Here is a 15821-nt window from a genome sequence, read left to right on the forward strand (position 1 = left end):
ATTTTTCAGATACCATGACAAGTAAATGCATTCGCAGGTTGAGCACAGCGGAAAAAAACTTTGATGCGCAACTGGACCAATTGCTTGTCTGGGAAGCGGTTGCCAGCGATGCGGTGGCGTCCTCGGTTGCGGAGATACTGCAACAGGTACACAGCCGCGGCGATGCCGCCGTCATCGAATACACCAACCGCTTTGATCGCCGTGAGCTGGTTCGGGCAGGTGACTTTGTTGTGACATCGGCCGAACTGGATGCGGCCCTGCAGCGCATCAGCCCGGAGGAGCGTGAAGCGCTCGAAGTCGCTGCCCGGCGGGTGCGGAATTATCACGAACACCAGGTGCAAAAATCCTGGCGCTACACTGAGGCCGATGGCACGGTGCTGGGGCAGCAGATTACCCCGATGGCGCGGGTGGGGATTTATGTCCCCGGTGGCAAGGCTTCCTATCCCTCATCAGTATTGATGAATGCCATTCCGGCAAAGGTTGCCGGCGTTGATTGTGTGAATATGGTGGTGCCGGCACCGGAGGGGAAATTGAACGATCTGGTTCTGGCGGCTGCGGCGATTGCCGGTGTCAATCAGGTGTATACCATCGGTGGTGCCCAGGCGGTGGCGGCACTGGCGTATGGAACCGAGACCATTGCTGCGGTGGACAAAATTGTCGGTCCCGGCAATATTTTTGTGGCTGTCGCCAAGCGCGCAGTGTTTGGCCGTGTGGCCATCGATATGATCGCAGGGCCATCGGAGATACTGGTGATCTGTGACGGCGCCACTGATCCAGACTGGATTGCCATGGACCTGCTGTCCCAGGCCGAGCACGATGAACTGTCGCAGTCGATTTTGCTGTGCCCGGATGCACAATTCCTCGATAAGGTGGCGGCTTCGCTGCAACGCCTGCTGACCGATCTGCCGCGGGCGCAGATCGCACAGAAATCCCTGGTCGAACGGGGGGCCCTGATACAGGTTGGCTCGCTGGAGGAGGCCATACAGCTTTCAAATCGTATAGCCCCGGAGCACCTCGAGGTTTCTGTCGCCGACCCCGAGCGCTTTCTGCCCCAGATACGCAATGCCGGGGCTATCTTCCTTGGCCGCTATAGTGCGGAAGCACTGGGGGACTACTGCGCGGGCCCCAACCATGTGCTGCCGACCAGCGGTACTGCCCGCTTCTCATCCCCGTTGGGGGTGTATGATTTTCAGAAACGCAGCTCCATTATTTATTGTTCCGCGGAGGGCGCTGACAAACTGGGACGTGTGGCCGGCACGCTCGCCCGCGGCGAGGGTTTGGAGGCCCATGCGCGCTCCGCTGCGTTTCGGGTAAAGCGCGATGTACCCGGCAATTGAGTCAATCCTTCACCGCCTGCCGGGTATTGGCTGGCGCCTTTGAATGGCTGGTGCAACAGTGAGGCATCGATCTTACTGCCGGAGCGCTTGCGCACCTGAGCCGCATTGCCCAAACCTATTGAGGTCTCCGGGCCAACAGTGCTTTTGATCCCTCTGTGGGGTTTTCACATCGATCCCGGATGGACTCAGTCTTTGCGCGGAATTTTGGTGGCTTGCCAGGCAAGTGCGCGCCACTCTCCCTTTCGTTTGACGAAGGTTCCGGTGTTGAAATAGTGGCTGACTTCCTCGCTGGCGCTGTCATTGGCCAGCAATCTGAATGCCACAATGGCGGTGTCTCCCAACAAACGGATATCAATATCCTCGGCGGTGTAGCGCACGGATACCGGATCACTGGTTGGGTTTTCCAATCCCTGCATAAGCCGGCGCTTACCGAATCGTTTGCCCGCTGAGCTGGTGTAGACCAGCTCTTTGGCCCAAAAGCGGCGGTGGACTTTCGCATCGCTGGCAGCGTGACTGAGAAAGTGGGTTAGAAGCTGCTCAAGTTTCTGTTGGTCGTCAGCTTTGGCCGGGGCGGTGGCCAGTATCAGAAGCAGGGCCAGGGATAGTGCGCGCATAATAAAATCTCAGTGGTTAATCCGTGGCAGTGGATGGCTTGGGTTTGACTGAGACCGTTGCTTCCACGGTATGTGCGGAACCGTCGCGAACAAAAGTGATGGAGACCGTGTCGCCTGGCCGCAAGGTTGCCATTGTAGCCTCGCCCCGCTTGCCATCGCCGATTGGGAGGCCGTCAATATGTGTAATGACATCCCCCGGCCTGAGTCCTGCAGTGTGGGCGGGGCCTTCATTGTAGATGGCTGTGACCATGACCCCAGCCGCTGGGTTCAGGTTGAGTTCCCTGGCCCTCTGCGGGTTGATAGCACTGGCCTCTATGCCGAGCCAGCCGGGCACCACCCGGCCGTAGGTAATAATGTCCTGCATCACCTTAAAGGCGATATTGGCGGGGATGGCGAAACTGATCCCCCCGGAATAGCCGGACTGGTTGAGGATTGAGGTATTGATCCCCAGCAGACGTCCCTGTGAGTCAACCAGGGCACCACCGGAGTTGCCAGGGTTTACGGCGGCGTCTGTTTGCAGGAAGTTCTGGAAATATCCCCCCCTGCCAGAGCTTTCCAGGTGGCGTCCCTTGGCGCTGATGATTCCTTGAGTAACTGTCTGGCCAACCCCAAAGGGATTGCCTATGGCCAGAACGACATCCCCCACCTGAGCGGTTTCCGGCTTCCCGACGGCGATTGAGGTGAGGTCAGTAAGTTCGATCTTCAACACCGCCAGGTCAAAATCTGCATCGCTACCCACCAGCCGTGCCTGCGCTTCTCTGCCGTCTGCCAGCAGGATGACGATGGCGTCAGCCTGATCGACCACATGGTGATTGGTGAGGATATAGCCCGTATCGCTGACGATGACTCCGGAGCCCAGGTTGGATTGCATGCGTTCCCGCTGGGGCACATTCATATTATCGAACAGCCGGCGGAACAGGGGATCGTTAAAAAGGGGATGCCGCCGCTGTGGCACGGCAGTACGGGTATAGATATTGACGACCGCGGGGCCGGCGAGATTCACCGCGCGGGCATAGGATATTGGTCCTTGCCAATCTTCCGTTGCAGGGGAGGGTGTACGGCCGCGCAATTGCGGAAATACAACCAGTAACAGGGCTGCTACGACAACGCCTACCAGCGTGGGTAGGACCCAGTCCTGTAAAAAGCGATTTTGCGACACTCTCGACTCCTCCTTGCGCCGATTATACACACGTCTCGACAAGGATTCGCTGGGAATAGGGTGTTGCTGTCGAGGGGAGGCTGTTTTGTGGCAGCCGGGACACGGCTGCTTGGTTGCCATTCGCAAGTTGCGGTGCCACTGACATTCTGCTTGGGGGCTCGTCCACAGCACAGTATTGTCATCCCATAGTATACGGGCACATTTTGTATGGGCGTGGCATTGGTGGGCCTGAATGGATGCGTATAATGGCCGGTCGAAAATTTAAGATTAACCGGCAACTTTTGTTTTTGGAGATCAAAATGTCCCTTGTTCGCCCCCACGGCAGTGTTGAGCTGCAGCCGCGCTTTGTCTATGAGAGTGAGAGGCATCACCGGTTAATGCACGAGGCGGAGTCGTTGCCCTCTATCGTGGTCAGTTCTGCCGCTGCCGCCAATGCCGTGATGCTGGGTGCGGGCTACTTTAATCCCTTGCACGGCTTTATGAATCTGGCGGATGCCCTGAGTGTGGCGGAGACACTGCGCACGGTGGATGGTTTGTTCTGGCCGGTGCCCATTTTAAATCTCGTGGAGGATACCAGTGCGATTGCAGGGGCCTCCCGTATTGCATTGCGCGACCCGAATGTTGAAGGAAACCCGGTGCTGGCGGTGATGGATGTGGAGGCCATTGAAACCCTATCCAGCGAGCAAGTGGGCGTGATGGCCAAACAGGTATTTGGGACCCTGGACAAGCAGCATCCCGGTGTGGCGACTTTTCAGTCAACGGGTCGCAAGCTGGTTTCCGGCCCCATTGAGGTGCTTAATTTCAGCTATTTCCAGAATGATTTTCCGGATACTTTTCGCACAGCGGTTGAAATCCGCAATGAATTTACTGAGCGTGGCTGGAGCCGGGTTGTCGCCTTCCAGACTCGCAATCCTATGCATCGCGCCCATGAAGAACTGTGCAAAATGGCCCTGGAGGGCGTGGGGGCGGAGGGTGTGTTGATCCACATGCTGCTGGGACAGTTAAAGCCGGGGGATATTCCCGCCCCGGTGCGCGATGCCTCTATCCGCAAGATGGTAGAGCTATATTTCCCTGCAAATACGGTGATGGTGACCGGTTACGGCTTCGATATGCTCTATGCCGGCCCGCGCGAGGCGGTACTGCACGCTGTATTTCGTCAGAACTGTGGCTGCAGCCATTTGATTGTCGGTCGTGATCACGCTGGTGTGGGTGACTACTACGGGGCCTTTGATGCACAGGCTATCTTCGACGAACAAGTCCCTGAAGGCGCCCTGGAGATCGAGATTTTCCGCGCCGACCACACAGCCTACTCAAAGAAGCTGAATAAAGTCGTGATGATGCGCGATGTACCGGATCACTCCAGGGAGGATTTTATTCTCCTGTCCGGCACAAAGGTGCGCGAAATGCTCGGGGGCGGTATCGCACCTCCGCCGGAATTCTCCCGCCCGGAAGTGGCTAAAATCCTGATGGAATACTACCAAAGCCTGTAAGGGCGCAAACAAAAAAGGCGGGTTGGTCCCCGCCTTTTTTGTTTGTAGTCCGGGTCGCTCCGTCCCTGTTCCAGGCATGGGGGCAGCCGCTCAGCTTCCGGCGTGGGCCTCTTTGTCCAGGCCGTAATCCTCGGCCAGGGTCCCTTTGGTGCCGGGCTCTTTTGGCGCCCAATCCCGGGGTGGTTTTATATCCTCCAGTTGACTATCGTCATTCTGCAGCTTGCCGCTGCCGGCCTCGAGCATTTGCCGTCCGATATCCTGATTGGAGAGGCGCAGGGCGCTATTGGCCAGGTATTCGTGCACGTCCCTGTAGCTTTCAGTGAGGTTGTGGACCAGTTGGGCGGTCTGGTCAAAGTGCTCGTTGACCTGGAGCTGAAAGTCTCGGAGCTTGTCATTGGCTTCTTGCAGACGCTGCTCCAGCTCATGGGAACGCTCAACACTGGTACGCCCGCGGACTATCAGGAATGCCAGAAAGGCACCCAGCGTCAGGCCGAGGATGCCAACTAGAATTAATACCGATGTAGAGTGCACTTACTACCTCCTCAACTTGTCCTTATTGGCACCGTCGCTCCGGGTTGGGCATTGAAACGGTCGCCATCGGGCTGGTGCTTCGCTCCATGACTTGGGGGATGTTCCCAGGGGCAACCCCCAACTCCATGTTAACGGGTCCAGTATACGTGATTATTCACCTGACAATTAAACTGGTTGGCCAATGTCGGCACAAAGGTCAGCCACCAGTCCCGGGTTATCGCCAATTTCCGGCTAAGCAGAGCCGGCATTATTTCGGCTTCAGGGGGCCGGCACCTAGGCGTCTTTGCCGGGTATTTGATAGAGTGCGCGCCGATAAACCCGTTGTTGAAGATCGTTTCCTCTATGTTGTCTGCCAGACCGCCATTAGCTTCCCCCCTTGAGCGTTATGAAAGTGATTTGCAGCGCCCGGATTTTACCCTGGATCTATCCCAGCAGGTAGCGGTGCAGGCGTTGCAGGATCTGTACCTGCGCTTGGTTGCCCGGGCCGAGCGGGGTGTTATTGCCCGTCTGCTGTCGCGGTTGCGCAGAAATTCAGCGGTACCGGAAAGGGGGCTCTACTTCTGGGGCGGGGTCGGCCGGGGCAAGACCTATCTGATGGATGCTTTTTTTGAATCTCTGCCATTTGCACAGAAACAACGCACACATTTCCATCGCTTTATGCGCCAAGTGCACAGGGATTTAAAAGAGTATGCGGGAGAGAAGAATCCGCTGGATAAGGTGGCTGACAAGATTGCCCGTCGGGTTCAAGTGTTGTGCTTTGACGAACTCTTTGTGTCAGATATTGCCGATGCCATGCTCCTGGCGGGCTTGCTCGAGGCGTTGTTTAGTCGGGGTGTGACCCTGGTGGCCACTTCCAATATTGAGCCTGAGGGACTCTACAGGGATGGCTTGCAAAGAGCGCGGTTTCTGCCGGCCATCGATTTACTCCAGCGCCACACCCAGGTGGTCAATGTGGACGGCGGCATCGATTACCGGTTGCGCACGCTGGAGCTACTGGAACTCTACCACACGCCCCTGGATAGGGCGGCGGAGGACAGCCTGGCTTATAGCTTTGCCCAGTTGAGTGTGGATGGCTGTGAGGTGCGCAGCAATGTGCAACTGCAGGTGGAGGGGCGACCTATCCAAGCCCTGAAAGTGGCGGATGATGTCGCTTGGTTTAACTTTGCTGACTTGTGTGATGGTCCCCGCTCCCAGAATGATTACATAGAACTGGCACGGGAGTTTCAAACCATACTGCTGGCGGCGGTCCCTAGGTTTGATGCGCGTATGGATGCCCAGGCACGGCGTTTTATCCATTTGGTCGATGAGCTCTATGATCGGTGTGTCAAGCTGGTGGTTTCTGCCGAGGTGCCGGCTGAGCAGCTATACGGTGGGCACCACCTGCGCTTTGAGTTTGAACGGGCGGTCAGCCGGCTGCTCGAAATGCGCTCCCGCGAGTACCTGGAGCGCGCGCACAGGCCCTGATAAGGCCTGGCGGGACGGCGGCCCAGGTTGGAAATGGCTTGAAAAGCCAGTACGCCTTTTGTACTATCCGCGCTCTTTTGTGGGACGGCCCCCAATCCAGGGGTCACAGACAGGTGTTTATAACATGAAGACTTACAGTGCTAAGCCAGAAGCGGTAAAACGCGACTGGTACATTGTTGACGCTGCGGACAAGACGCTCGGCCGTATTTCTGCCGAGATCGCCCACCGCCTGCGCGGCAAGCACAAGCCTGAATATACGCCCCACGTGGATACTGGCGATTACATTATCGTGATCAATGCCAAAAAGGTCCGCGTGACCGGCAACAAGGCCATAGACAAGATCTATCACAGCCACTCCGGCTACCCCGGCGGCCTCAAGTCCATCAGCTTTGAGAAGTTGATCGAGAAAGCCCCTGAGCGCACTATTCAGAGCGCCGTTAAAGGCATGCTGCCGAAGGGCCCGTTGGGCCGCGCCATGTTCAGAAAGTTGAAAGTGTACAGCGGCAGTGTACATCCTCATGCGGCTCAACAGCCGGTTGAACTGGCGATCTAAACGGGAATAACTCTGATGGCAACTACTCAATACTATGGTACCGGCCGCCGCAAGACCTCCACCGCGCGCGTGTTTGTCGTACCCGGTGAGGGAAAGATCACCGTGAATGGTCGGGCCCTGGATGAATACTTTGGCCGTGAAGTGGCTCGCATGATCGTGCGCCAGCCGCTGGAAAAGGTCGATATGGTGGAAAAATTTGACATCAATGTCACGGTAAAAGGCGGCGGCTCCTTTGGTCAGGCGGGTGCTATTCGCCACGGCCTCACCCGTGCCCTTATGCAGTATGACGAGGGACTGCGCCAACCGCTGCGCAGCGCGGGCTACGTGACCCGCGACGCCCGCGAGGTAGAGCGTAAGAAAGTGGGGCTGCGCAAAGCGCGCAAGAAGCCGCAGTTCTCCAAGCGTTAATTTTTTGGGCCCGGCACCTGCCGGGCTTTTTTTTGCTCGGCAGTTTGCGCGAATCGCGAATCTAGACGGATTTTGCCCGGTTTGTCGCAGTTTCACCACGCGGTTTCCGGTGCTCCCAGGTCTTTGCCTTGTATCAAAATGGCATTTTCTTTAACATTGCGCCGATTTGTATCCGCTTGATTTGTGGGGTTTATTCGCGCGGGCAATGTGCCGGAGCGGGACTGCTTTCAAGACTTTTTGAGTTTGGGCCAGCGCTTCCCCTGTGTATCCGGGATCGCTGTGATGGGAGAATTAGGTCATGAGTGATGACGGTGTAAATGCAGGACGGCGCCGTTTTTTGACCGCTGCCACCTCAGTTGTCGGTGGTGCGGGTGTGGTTGGGGTCGCTGTCCCTTTCGTCGCCTCCTGGAATCCGAGTGCCAAGGCAAAAGCCGCGGGTGCTCCGGTTAAGTACAATATCAACAAGCTGGAACCGGGCCAGATGGTCACTGTTGAGTGGCGTGGCCAGCCGGTTTTTGTGGTGCGCAGAACCACCGAGGCACTGCAGAACCTGGAGAAAGTGGTACCGTTGCTGCGCGACCCGGACTCAGAAGAATCCATCCAACCGGCGTATGTCAATCCGGAAAACCGCGCCATCAAACCGCATTTACTGGTATTGGTTGGTCTGTGTACCCATTTGGGCTGCGCCCCCATTTACCGGCCTGAAGTTGGCGCCACCGATCTCGGCGGCAGCGAGTGGCTCGGCGGCTTCTTTTGCCCCTGCCACGGTTCCAAGTACGATATGGCCGGTCGCGTGTATAAGGCTGTTCCCGCGCCGACCAACCTGGTGGTACCACCGTATTTCTATGAGAGTGATGACGTCATCGTAATCGGCGTAGACCAGGAGGATACCCCATGAAATGGTTGGCAGATTTCGGTGACTGGGTGGATCAGCGGCTGCCGATTTACCAGGCGTGGGACAAGCATATGGGCAAGTACTACGCGCCCAAAAACTTTAATCTGTGGTACTTCTTTGGGGTTTTTTCCTTAATCGTGCTGGTCAATCAGCTGTTGACCGGTATCTGGCTGGTCATGAGCTACAACCCCTCTGCCGAGGGCGCCTTCGCCTCCGTCGAGTACATTATGCGCGATGTGGACTGGGGTTGGCTGATTCGTTATTTACACTCTACCGGCGCCTCGGCATTTTTTGTGGTGGTGTATTTGCATATGTTTCGCGGTTTGATGTACGGCTCCTACAAGCCACCGCGCGAACTGGTGTGGATATTCGGGATGTGTATCTACCTGGTGCTGATGGCCGAGGCTTTTATGGGCTATGTATTGCCCTGGGGCCAGATGTCCTACTGGGGCGCCCAGGTGATCGTCTCCCTGTTTGGTGCAATACCCGGTATTGGCGAGAGTCTGGTAGAGTGGATCCGGGGCGATTACCTGATCTCTGGTATTACCCTCACCCGGTTTTTCTCCCTGCACGTGATTGCGCTGCCACTGGTGCTGGTACTGCTGGTTGTGCTGCACATCCTTGCCTTGCACGAAGTGGGTTCCAATAATCCAGACGGTATAGAGATTAAGAAAAATAAGGACGAGCAGGGTATTCCCAAAGATGGTATCCCGTTCCACCCTTATTATTCTGTACACGACCTGGTGGGCATTGCAGTCTTCCTGTTTATCTTTGTTACCGTAGTGTTTTTCTTTCCGGAGATGGGGGGCTTCTTTCTTGAGCACGCCAATTTCGAGGAAGCCAACCCGTTGAAGACACCACCGCATATCGCGCCGGTCTGGTACTTTACCCCTTTCTACGCTGTACTGCGCGCAGTGACCATGGATATCGGGCCACTGACGGCAAAGTTCCTCGGTTTGGTGGCAATGGGTGCAGCGATTGCCGTCCTGTTTGTACTGCCGTGGCTGGATAAGAGTCCGGTGCGCTCCATCCGCTATAAGGGCTGGCTGCCGAAAGCGTTGCTGCTGATATTTGTTGCCGTGTTTATTATTCTCGGCTATCTGGGTGTGAAATCCCCCACACCCGCTCGCAACTTTCTGGCGCAAGTGGGTACCCTGTTCTATTTTGCCTTTTTCCTGACCATGCCGGTTTGGACCAATCCCAAGGTGCGCAAAGGCATGGGTTCCTGGATTGTGAGTGGTGTTTTTGGTGTGCTGTTCCTTTGGATGGCCGTTGAAAACTATAGTGCGAATACCTTTGTTGCTGTTGTGACTGTACTACTCGCTCTGTTTTTCGCTGCCCTGCCCTGGATTGCCAGTCGCGACGAGGTGTATCCGGAGCCGGAGCGGGTCACCAGTCCCTCTGGCGGCAAGACGTTCGCAATCCTGTTTATGGGCTTGATCGTTGTGGGCCTGTTGACTCTTATTCCCATCAAGGCGGTGGGCGCCGAGTCAAACATTGAACTGGACCACATCAATACCGACCTGCAGGACAAGCCGTCGCTGCAGCGCGGTGCCAAATACTTTGTCAACTATTGTATGGGTTGCCACAGTGCCGACTATTCGCGCTGGGAACGGGTGGGTACCGACCTGGGTATCCCCACTGAGCTGATGATGCAGAACTTAGTCCTGGGTAATGATAAGATCGGTAGCCTGATGCAGATTGCCATGCGTCCGAATGAGTCCAAGGAGTGGTTTGGTGCCACTCCGCCGGACCTGACGCTGGTAGCCCGCTCCCGCTCCCCGGAATGGCTCTACACGTACCTCCGCAGTTTCTACCGGGATGACAGTCGTGCTACCGGGGTGAATAACAAGGTTTTCCCCAGTGTGGCCATGCCCCACGTATTGCTTGAGCTGCAGGGGCTTCAGGAGTGCGCACCCGGGCCAAAGCGCGACCACGGCAAGATCGTGCGCGATGAGTTGGGCAACCCGATCATGGATGCTGACTGTGGCAGCCTGCAGGTGGGCAAAATCAAGGGTTCAATGAGCCCGGAAGAGTTCGATCGGGCCATGTATGACCTGGTGAATTTTATGGAGTACATTGCCGAGCCGATGGCTCTTGAACGCAAGCGTATCGGTTTCTATGTACTGGCGTTTATTGTTGTCTTTTTTGTCTTTGCCTGGTTGCTGAACCGCGAATACTGGAAAGACGTGCAGCATTGAGGTTCGCCGGTTACTGTTTGATGGGTAGTGGAATCGCTGCGCTGCCCTTTATCTTTTGAATACAGGTCGGCGCTCGCCGGCCGACAAGTTTGAGGTAGTTTGAATATGGGTGTGCCTACCAACAAGCGCTCCTCTATGACCTTCTTTTCCGATGGCCAGAGCCATTACAGTCATCGGGTACGCATTGTGCTTGCCGAAAAAGGAGTGTCTGTCGATATCATAGATGTGGGTGCAAATGATAAACCTGCCGAGCTCGCTGACCTCAACCCCTACAACTCCCTGCCCACTCTGGTAGACCGGGATCTGGTGCTGTTTGAAACCAAGGTGATGATGGAGTACCTGGACGAGCGTTTCCCGCACCCGCCGCTATTGCCGGTATACCCTGTTGCCCGCGCACAGAGCCGCCAGATTATGTACCGCATCGAACGCGACTGGTGTCCACTGGTGGACAAGGTCCTCAGCGGTGGTAAGGATGCCGCTGCGGCGCGCAAAGAACTGCGCGACAGCCTGGCCGGTATAGCGCCGATGTTTAATGACTTGCCGTATTTCTTCAACGAGGAGTTTTCACTGGTAGACTGCTGCATGGCACCGCTGCTGTGGCGTTTGGATCAGTTCGAAATCAGCCTGCCCAAAACTAAGCAGGTAAAACCGCTGCTGGACTATATGGATCGCCTGTTTGCCCGTGATGCCTTCCAGCAGAGCCTTACCGAATACGAGCGGGAAATGCGCTGAGGACAGTTTGGTGTGAGTAAGCCGGCTATGACATCCAACCGCCCCTATATTCTGCGGGCATTCTACCAGTGGATCACCGATAACCGCTGCACGCCCTATATCCTTGTTGACACCCACCTGCTCGGTGTGTTGGTGCCCCAGCAACATGTCAATGACGATGGCCAGATTGTACTGAATATTTCTGAGAGCGCCGCTGCCGGCCTGACTATGGATAACTATGCCATCCGCTTCAATGCTCGTTTCAGCGGCGTACCCACCGATATACAAGTACCGGTAGGTGCGGTGGTCGGTATTTATGCCCGCGAGAATGGGCAGGGGATGGTATTTGAAGCAGAGGAAACTCCCGAGCCACCTGAGCCTACACCGCCCACCAGCCTGGGGAAAAAATCTATGAAAAAGCCAGCCCTGCGGGTAGTGAAATAAAATAATCGCGGAGGTAAAAGTGTCGGATAAGCGTTCCTTTTATTTATAACCTCGTGTTCTTCTATTGTGCGGTGAGTCCATGAATACGTCGGTGCGTGCTGCGTATAATGGCCTGTTATATTTCCAACGCTGACTTGTCATGCCGTCGTATCTGCAGTGGCTGCGTTTTTTCTGGCTGCCGGGGCTGCTTCTGGTATTGCCGCTCGCGCAATACCTTCCCTGGATGGATCTAGGGCACCTGTACAATCAGCAGCTGCCTTTTTTTCTGCTGGGGGCTGCACTGGTACTCAGTGTCCTATACCGCTCCAGCCGGGTTGCACTCGCCGCCGGGCTTTTCCTGCTTTTGTATACCGCCGCCAGCCTTGAGTTCCTGCCGGAGCAGACGCAAGGATTGCCACTGTATCTGGCCTTGACCTCTCTCAACCTGATGTTAATTACCTGTGCCCGCGACCGCAGTGCCCTCAGCTTTATTGCGCTTGCCTGGCTGTTAGTACTGGTTGCGCAGGGAGCGGGTATCCTTTTGTTACAGGAGTGTTGCGGCCCCCTTTCCCGTCAGTTTGCGTCGGAAAGCCTGCCTGCCTGGGTGTCTGAGGGCAGGGATGCCTCTCTAGCATTGCCGCTACTGGTCTGTGTCGCGGCATCTGCGGGCGCGTTTATCGTATTCACCCTGTATCCCGGACCCACGGTGGCGGGGCTGTTCAGCTGTACCCTGCTTCTATGCTACGGGATTTGGAACGGGTTGCCACTGGTGTCTATTGTATCAGCGGCGGGTCTGTTCCTGATCCTCTCTTTACTGGGTGCCGGTTATGAATTCGCTTTTCGCGATGCGTTGACCGGGCTGTTGTCGCGCCGTGCCTTTTACTACCATATGCTGGCACCGGGCCGCCACTACAGTCTGGCGATGATTGATATCGATCATTTTAAAAAGCTCAATGACCGGTTTGGTCACCAGACGGGAGACCAGGTGCTGCGCATGGTGGCGAGCCTCATCAACCGCTACACCAAGGGGCGGGTATTCCGCTTTGGCGGTGAAGAGTTCGCGGTAGTAATTCCCGGCCGGGACCGCGCGGCGGCCGAAAAAGCACTGGGGGACTTGCGTGGGAAAATCGCTGCTTACCCCATGCGGTTACGGGCCACTGGCCGTCTTCGTGACCGCATGATTCCGAGCCGAAGCGGCCAGCAGATCAAGGTTACGGTCAGTATCGGTCTCGCCCATCGCGAAAAACCTTTAAAAAAATCAGATGCTGTCTTGAAGGCAGCAGATCTGGCCCTGTACAAGGCCAAGCGCTGCGGTCGCAATCGCCTGTGCGTTCATGCATAGAATGGACATAAATCAGTTTGATGTAAAAGTGGCGTTTAATTTATTATTTGCATTGGTTAATCTGCCGCCTCCCCCCGATACTGCAAAACAAGACAATGAAGGGAGATTCAGCGTGCGATTACTCAGTCACACAATCGGAATCCTCACCAACCCGGAAAAGGCGTGGAAAGCCATTCGAGCAGATCGACATTCATTCTTTCAGGTGTTTGTCACGCATGTACCCTTCCTCGCGCTGATACCCACTGTTGCCGGCTACTTCGGTGTTACCCGTATGGGGTTCCAGGTGGGGGGGCACCTGGCCAAGCTGACGCCGGAGAGTGCCGCGGTATTGTCTGTGGTCACCTATTTTGCACTGCTGATTGGGGTTTATTGTCTGGGAGAATTTATTAACTGGATGGCCAGATCCTATGGTGTCGAAGGGGATGAGCCCACCCGGCACTATGAGGGGACGGCACTGGCGGTATTTATCTCCACGCCGATTTTTCTCGCCAGTATTGTTGTCCTTTACCCGCACCCATGGTTGACTATGGCTGCGGTGAGCATCGCCGGTATCTACTCTATCTACCTGGTGTTTGCCGGTATTCCGATTTTGATGAATATGAATAAGGACCGGGCCTTCCTCTACGCCTGCGCTGTGCTGACTGTGGCCCTGGTGATGATGGTGACCGTGCTGATCACTTCGGTAATTTTATGGAGTATAGGTATTGGTCCTGTCTACCAGCACCATACCCCGTGATTGGAAAGCCAGGCTGGCCATTTTAGGGGCTTATTGATCTGGGTGAGGTGCTTCCTGGGTCGGTTGACAACAGCGGGGGGATTGGACAGTCCAGGCTGTCGGCTACGGCGCGCAGCAGTTCGATCTCCTCGGCCTTAATCACTCCGTTGTGGTTCAGGGTGCGCACCATCGCCTTAAGCAGTGCGGGCTTTTCCAATGGTTTCATCTGCCCGGCAATGGCGATGGCTTTGTCCAGTCGGGATAAATTGATGTCTTTGTTGCTTGGCAGTGGCGTAACTTCCAGTGCCAGGGCCTTGAGCCCCTGCTCGTAGGCGCGTTTCGCCGGTAAATACTGATTGTTGCCAGAATGGGCAATGGCGGCAAGAAGAAATCGCACGGCATCCGTGCTGGCCCCTTTTTTGCTGGAGTGACGCTGCAGGTCGGGGGTATCTTCCAGGGCATGTACCAGGACCCGGTACAGGGCCCATTCCCAAATCTCGATTTTTCCGTCACTGTGCAGCAGTTTGATCAGATTTCTCTTGAAAACTTGATATTGCTGGGGAACCAATGCCCTCAGGGCGGGCACGCAGAGGTCCAGTAGCGCCAGTCGTGTCGTGTTTGGCAGGGCTTGCAGTTGTGGTTCCAGTTTTTGCATTTCCCGCACAACTGCGGGATGGGCGATTTTTTTCAGCAGCTGGCGCTGAGCCTGCTGTTCCACCGTATCCTTGTGCAGCAACAGGTGGTAGATCAAAGCGCGGGCGGCGAAAGGATCGTGGGCCGCCTGCTGGATACCGGCGGGAATGGACTGCAGCAGCTGACGGCCGTACTGCACCTGCTGTTTGCTCGGGTTTGCAATACTGTTGTCCACGGCCTCCAGGGCGACCTGAAACGACGCAGATTGTACAGTGCCGGATAACTGTGCCTGGCTTGGTGCGGGTGTTTGTGTTGATGAAGCGGCGCTACCGGCACTTGAATTGGGGTAAAGGCCATTCCAGCCGGGATCGAGGCGCGAGATGCGATCCGCCAGCGGCGGGTGGGTGGAGAAGAGATTAAACAGCGAGCGCTTCAGGCTGCTGGCAAAAAACAGGTGGCTGAATTCTGCCGCCTTGCCGTTAATCAGTGTTGAGCCGGTGCTGGAGCCACCGATTTTTTTCAGAGCGCTGGCAATGCCGGAATTGTCGCGGGTAAATTGTACCGCCGAGGCGTCAGCGAGGAATTCCCTCTGGCGACTGAGTGCGGATTTGATCAAATTGCCCAAAAAGGTTCCGCTAAAACCCACGATCATCAGGGTGGCACCGAGTCCAAACAGGGCGATGCGACCGCGATTGCCTCTACTGGTGGGGTAAATTCCGCGCACAAGCCAAAAACCGAGCAGGCCAATGACCAGAATGCCGTTCAAAAGGCCCACGATACGGATATTCAGGCGCATATCGCCGTTGAGTATATGACTGAACTCGTGTGCGACAACGCCCTGCAGTTCATCTCGGCTAAGTTTTTCTACACAGCCGCGGGTGAGGCCGATCACCGCGTCAGTAGGATGGTAACCTGCGGCAAATGCATTGATGGCATCCTCTTCGATCAGGTAGACATCCGGCACCGGGGTGCCCGAGGCAATGGCCATCTCTTCCACCACATTCAGGGCGCGCCGTTCGCAGGCATTTTGCGGAGCGATATTGAGCTTGCGACCGCCGAGTGATTCCGCCACCGCACTGCCGCCGGCACTGAGTTGGTGCAGCTTGTACAAGCTGCCTAGGACCACAATAGCAACAATGGCCAGGGCGATGGCAATAACGGTTTGCCATCCCAGCACCTGTTCGATATCTGCCGGTGAGAAGACCTGGCCGCGGGAGAGTGATACCGCGACGGCGGCGGCGAGCGTGGTAAGGCCGACCAGCAGGATGACTGCCAGGGTGAATAATCCGACCAGCAGAACGCTGTTGCGCCTGGCGCGGTCCTGGTATTCAAAGAAATTCATTGC

General features: G+C 56.1%; 15 protein-coding genes. 11 read left to right on the forward strand and 4 right to left on the reverse strand.

The genetic code is table 11. From position 1 onward, the window contains the following. The first annotated feature begins 14 nt into the window (after positions 1-14). Entirely contained in the window at positions 15-1337 is a 1323-nt protein-coding gene (gene hisD, locus Q1A48_RS04115) for a histidinol dehydrogenase (protein ID WP_299941569.1), read from the forward strand. Between the two features lie 185 nt (positions 1338-1522). Here the strand turns inward: hisD and Q1A48_RS04120 are convergent, their stop codons facing one another. Next, positions 1523-1951: a nuclear transport factor 2 family protein gene (locus Q1A48_RS04120; RefSeq protein ID WP_299941572.1), complete on the reverse strand. Its 429-nt coding sequence runs from the start codon at positions 1949-1951 to the stop codon at positions 1523-1525. 16 nt (positions 1952-1967) lie between these two features. Further along, positions 1968-3110, reverse strand: coding sequence for a trypsin-like peptidase domain-containing protein (locus Q1A48_RS04125; RefSeq protein WP_299941574.1), 1143 nt, complete (start codon positions 3108-3110; stop codon positions 1968-1970). Between the two features lie 299 nt (positions 3111-3409). On the opposite strand from Q1A48_RS04125, the gene sat reads away from it, so the two are divergent. Continuing rightward, a complete protein-coding gene (gene sat, locus Q1A48_RS04130) occupies positions 3410-4600 on the forward strand; it encodes a sulfate adenylyltransferase (protein ID WP_299941576.1) in 1191 nt (396 codons plus the stop codon). Positions 4601-4690: 90 nt separating this feature from the next. On the opposite strand, the gene Q1A48_RS04135 is transcribed toward sat, so the two are convergent. Continuing rightward, positions 4691-5131 (reverse strand): DUF1043 family protein, encoded by a 441-nt coding sequence (locus Q1A48_RS04135; protein WP_299941579.1) that lies wholly within the window; start codon positions 5129-5131, stop codon positions 4691-4693. Between the two features lie 342 nt (positions 5132-5473). On the opposite strand from Q1A48_RS04135, the gene zapE reads away from it, so the two are divergent. The 9 genes from zapE to Q1A48_RS04180 all read left to right on the forward strand — a co-directional run bounded on the left by zapE (position 5474) and on the right by Q1A48_RS04180 (position 13864). Next, positions 5474-6595, forward strand: a complete 1122-nt coding sequence (gene zapE / locus Q1A48_RS04140; protein ID WP_299941582.1) for a cell division protein ZapE — start codon at positions 5474-5476, stop codon at positions 6593-6595. A gap of 124 nt (positions 6596-6719) precedes the next feature. Continuing rightward, on the forward strand, positions 6720-7148 hold the full coding sequence (gene rplM / locus Q1A48_RS04145) for a 50S ribosomal protein L13 (RefSeq protein ID WP_299941585.1): 429 nt from the start codon (positions 6720-6722) through the stop codon (positions 7146-7148). Positions 7149-7163: 15 nt separating this feature from the next. Further along, entirely contained in the window at positions 7164-7556 is a 393-nt protein-coding gene (rpsI, locus tag Q1A48_RS04150; protein ID WP_299941588.1) for a 30S ribosomal protein S9, read from the forward strand. A gap of 298 nt (positions 7557-7854) precedes the next feature. After that, positions 7855-8454: a ubiquinol-cytochrome c reductase iron-sulfur subunit gene (gene petA, locus Q1A48_RS04155; RefSeq protein ID WP_299941591.1), complete on the forward strand. Its 600-nt coding sequence runs from the start codon at positions 7855-7857 to the stop codon at positions 8452-8454. Beyond that, positions 8451-10652: a ubiquinol-cytochrome c reductase gene (locus tag Q1A48_RS04160; protein WP_299941594.1), complete on the forward strand. Its 2202-nt coding sequence runs from the start codon at positions 8451-8453 to the stop codon at positions 10650-10652. The genes petA and Q1A48_RS04160 overlap by 4 nt, the downstream gene beginning before the upstream one ends. 105 nt (positions 10653-10757) lie before the next feature. Beyond that, on the forward strand, positions 10758-11384 hold the full coding sequence (locus Q1A48_RS04165) for a glutathione S-transferase N-terminal domain-containing protein (protein WP_299941597.1): 627 nt from the start codon (positions 10758-10760) through the stop codon (positions 11382-11384). Positions 11385-11411: 27 nt separating this feature from the next. Then, on the forward strand, positions 11412-11807 hold the full coding sequence (locus tag Q1A48_RS04170; RefSeq protein WP_299941747.1) for a ClpXP protease specificity-enhancing factor: 396 nt from the start codon (positions 11412-11414) through the stop codon (positions 11805-11807). Between the two features lie 139 nt (positions 11808-11946). After that, complete coding sequence (locus Q1A48_RS04175; RefSeq protein WP_299941599.1) at positions 11947-13128, forward strand: GGDEF domain-containing protein; 1182 nt, start codon at positions 11947-11949, stop codon at positions 13126-13128. A gap of 112 nt (positions 13129-13240) precedes the next feature. Continuing rightward, complete coding sequence (locus Q1A48_RS04180) at positions 13241-13864, forward strand: Yip1 family protein (RefSeq protein WP_299941601.1); 624 nt, start codon at positions 13241-13243, stop codon at positions 13862-13864. Positions 13865-13886: 22 nt separating this feature from the next. On the opposite strand, the gene Q1A48_RS04185 is transcribed toward Q1A48_RS04180, so the two are convergent. Further along, positions 13887-15818, reverse strand: coding sequence for a M48 family metallopeptidase (locus tag Q1A48_RS04185; protein WP_299941603.1), 1932 nt, complete (start codon positions 15816-15818; stop codon positions 13887-13889). Positions 15819-15821: the final 3 nt, after the last annotated feature.

Origin of the sequence: uncultured Microbulbifer sp., from assembly GCF_947489355.1 — a bacterium.
Lineage (GTDB): Bacteria > Pseudomonadota > Gammaproteobacteria > Pseudomonadales > Cellvibrionaceae > Microbulbifer.

Bases quoted from the DNA above. Each gene is read 5' to 3' on its own strand.
- hisD (WP_299941569.1), top strand. From the start codon at position 15: ATGACAAGTAAATGCATTCGCAGGTTGAGCACAGCGGAAAAAAACTTT.
- Q1A48_RS04120 (WP_299941572.1), bottom strand. From the start codon at position 1,951: ATGCGCGCACTATCCCTGGCCCTGCTTCTGATACTGGCCACCGCCCCG.
- sat (WP_299941576.1), top strand. From the start codon at position 3,410: ATGTCCCTTGTTCGCCCCCACGGCAGTGTTGAGCTGCAGCCGCGCTTT.
- zapE (WP_299941582.1), top strand. From the start codon at position 5,474: ATGTTGTCTGCCAGACCGCCATTAGCTTCCCCCCTTGAGCGTTATGAA.
- rplM (WP_299941585.1), top strand. From the start codon at position 6,720: ATGAAGACTTACAGTGCTAAGCCAGAAGCGGTAAAACGCGACTGGTAC.
- rpsI (WP_299941588.1), top strand. From the start codon at position 7,164: ATGGCAACTACTCAATACTATGGTACCGGCCGCCGCAAGACCTCCACC.
- petA (WP_299941591.1), top strand. From the start codon at position 7,855: ATGAGTGATGACGGTGTAAATGCAGGACGGCGCCGTTTTTTGACCGCT.
- Q1A48_RS04160 (WP_299941594.1), top strand. From the start codon at position 8,451: ATGAAATGGTTGGCAGATTTCGGTGACTGGGTGGATCAGCGGCTGCCG.
- Q1A48_RS04165 (WP_299941597.1), top strand. From the start codon at position 10,758: ATGGGTGTGCCTACCAACAAGCGCTCCTCTATGACCTTCTTTTCCGAT.
- Q1A48_RS04170 (WP_299941747.1), top strand. From the start codon at position 11,412: ATGACATCCAACCGCCCCTATATTCTGCGGGCATTCTACCAGTGGATC.
- Q1A48_RS04175 (WP_299941599.1), top strand. From the start codon at position 11,947: ATGCCGTCGTATCTGCAGTGGCTGCGTTTTTTCTGGCTGCCGGGGCTG.
- Q1A48_RS04185 (WP_299941603.1), bottom strand. From the start codon at position 15,818: ATGAATTTCTTTGAATACCAGGACCGCGCCAGGCGCAACAGCGTTCTG.